Source organism: Streptomyces sp. NPDC042364, from assembly GCF_056437585.1.
This window is the reverse complement of sequence record NZ_JBWKAJ010000050.1, coordinates 1-2,880: the sequence shown is the minus strand read 5'-3', so window position 1 is coordinate 2,880 and position 2,880 is coordinate 1. Positions and strand designations below refer to the sequence as shown.

Sequence of the window (2,880 nt, the reverse complement as noted above, 5' to 3'; positions counted from 1 at the left end):
GATGTGCGTTACCCGGTCCTTGGTGCCACTTATCAGCCGCGTGCGGGTATCGCCAAGCACGACCATGTGGCGTGGGGCCTGGCCCGCTCGGCGGATGCGGCCGGCATCGACATCATCCAGAACTGTGAGGTCACCGGCCTGGACGTGGTCGGCAATCGTGTCGTGGGCGTGCGTACGACCCGGGGCCGTATCGCCGCGGGGAAGGTGGCGCTCTGCTCGGCCGGTCACACCTCGGTGCTGGCGGCCATGGCGGGGATCGAGCTGCCGGTGCAGAGTCATCCGTTGCAGGCCCTGGTCTCGGAGTTGCTGGAGCCGGTGCATCCGACGGTGGTGATGTCCAATGCGGTGCATGTGTATGTCAGCCAGGCGCACAAGGGTGAGCTGGTGATGGGCGCGGGTATCGACGCCTACAACTCGTACACGCAGCGTGGTGCCTTCCACATCATCGAGGAGCAGATGTCGGCGGCGCTGGAGTTGTTCCCGGTGTTCGCCCGGGCTCACGTCCTGCGGACCTGGGGCGGCATCGTCGATGTCAGCCCTGATGCCTCGCCGATCGTCGGGCTCAGCCCGGTCGACAACCTGTATCTCAACTGCGGCTGGGGCACAGGGGGTTTCAAGGCGACACCCGGTGTCGGCTGGGTCTACGCGCACACCATCGCCCACGACACCCCGCACGCCCTCAACGCCCCCTTCTCGCTCGACCGTTTCACCACCGGCGCGCTCGTCGACGAGCACGGCGCGGCCGCGGTGGCCCACTAGGACCGCTGGACCACTTGGGAGCCGAACCATGCTGCTCATCCCCTGCCCGTGGTGCGGGCCCCGCGACGAGGCCGAGTTCCACTACGGCGGCCAGGCCCATGTGGCCTACCCCGAGGACCCGTCGGCCCTGACCGACGAGGAGTGGGCCCGTTACCTCTTCTTCCGCGACAACCCCAAGGGCCCCTTCGCCGAGCGCTGGAGCCACGCCGCGGGCTGCCGCCGCTGGTTCAACGCGATCCGCGACACCTCCACCAACGAAATCCTGACGGTCTACCGGGCAGGCGAGGAACGCCCGGAGACCCCGGAGGGGGTCACATCTCCGGCGAGGCAGGCACCATCAGCTCGTCCGGAGATCGAGTCGCAGTCCGCTCCGGTCACTTCTGAGCCGAGCCCGGCACATTCAGCCCGGCCGGTGTTTGAGGACGAGGCCGTTCAGGCTGAACGGGGGTCCGGGGGCGCAGCCTTCGGAAGCCGGGTCGAAGAGGCGCAGCCCCTTCAGGACGGGACGGGCAGGGGCGGCGGGGGCGAGACAACCCAGCCGTTCCGTCACCCCGTTCGGGGCCGTGTCGATCGGGACACCCCTCTGACGTTCACTTTCGACGGCACGGAGTACCAGGGCTACCGGGGTGACACGCTCGCCTCCGCGCTGCTGGCCAACGGGGTCATCCAGGCCGGGACGAGTATCAAGCTGGGCCGTCCTCGGGGCATCTTCGCTGCCGGGGTCGAGGAGCCCAACGCGGTTGTTCAGATCGAGGAGCCCTTCCCGGAGCCGATGCTGCCCGCGACGGCCGTCGAGTTGTACGACGGCCTGGTGGCGAGCAGCCTTCCCGGCCAGGGCCGCCTTGCCGCCGCACCCGATCCCGCGCGTTACGACGCCGTCCACGCGCACTGTGACCTGCTGGTCGTGGGCGCGGGTCCGGCAGGTCTTGCGGCCGCTGCGGCGGCGGCGAGCAGTGGCGCGCGTGTCATCGTCGCCGACGATCAGCCGGAACTGGGCGGCAGCCTTCTGGGCACCGGTGAGCACCTCGACTGGGTGCGACAGACTGCCGGTCTGCTCGACGCCGCCGAGGAGGTGCGGGTCCTGCGTCGTACGACCGTCTTCGGTTACTACGACGACAACCACCTCCTGGCCGTGGAGCGCCGCACCAACCACCTCGGTGGCGCGGCCCCTGCGAACGTTTCCCGGGAACGGGTCTGGCGGATCCGGGCCCGCCGGGTGGTCCTGGCGACCGGTGCCCACGAGCGGTCCCTGGCCTTCGCGGACAACGACCGGCCCGGCGTGATGCTGGCCTCCTCGGCCCGTACGTACCTGCACCGCCATGGCGTGTTGCCGGGCCGGCACGCGGTCGTGTTCACCACCAACGACAGCGCCTACGCCGCCGCCCTCGACCTCGCCGCGGCGGGCGTGGACGTCGCGGCGGTTGTCGACACCCGCCCCGAGGTGGGGGAGTGGGCCGAGCGTGCCCGTGAGGCAGGCATCGAGGTGCTGGCCGGCCACGCCGTCATCGGCACCGACGGCGACACACGCCTCACCGCCGTGACCGTGGCCCCGTACGGCGAGACCGAAGGCGGACGCGAGTTCGCCGCCGACCTGCTGCTGGTCTCCGGCGGCTGGAACCCGGTCGCGCACCTGTTCAGCCAGGCGGGCGGCAAGCTCCGCCATGACGAGAGGTTGGGTTCGTTCGTGCCCGACAGCTGCCGCCAGGCGGTCGAGGTCGTGGGCAGCGCCAGCGGGCTCCTCGACCTGGTCGGCGTCCTCGCCCAGGGCGCCGCGGCCGGTGCTCGGGCGATTGAGGCGGAGGGGTACACGGCGCAGGCGCCGGGCCTCCCGCAGGTGCCCGCGCAGCCCGCCCGGACGGCACCGATGCATGTGTATGTCGTCCCTGGCCGTGAGGGGGCGCTCCGGTTTGTCGACCTGCAGCGTGATGTCACGGTGGCGGATCTGGCCCGTGCGACCGGGGCCGGTCTGCGTTCGGTGGAGCACACCAAGCGCTACACCACGGCCGGTACCGCCAACGACCAGGGAAAGACCTCCGGTGTGCTGGCCGGCGGGGTGGTGGCGGAGTTGCTGGGGGTGGATGTCTCGGTGCTGGGCACGACCACGTTCCGCCCGCCCTACAC

At 70.8% G+C, this 2,880-nt stretch carries 2 protein-coding genes; both read left to right on the top strand.

What is annotated here, in order from left to right:
• The coding region (locus AC067N_RS38825; RefSeq protein WP_478683671.1) for an FAD-dependent oxidoreductase at positions 1-759 on the top strand (759 nt) is incomplete at its 5' end.
• Positions 760-787: 28 nt separating this feature from the next.
• The coding region (locus tag AC067N_RS38820) for a sarcosine oxidase subunit delta family protein (protein ID WP_478683670.1) at positions 788-2,880 on the top strand (2,093 nt) is incomplete at its 3' end.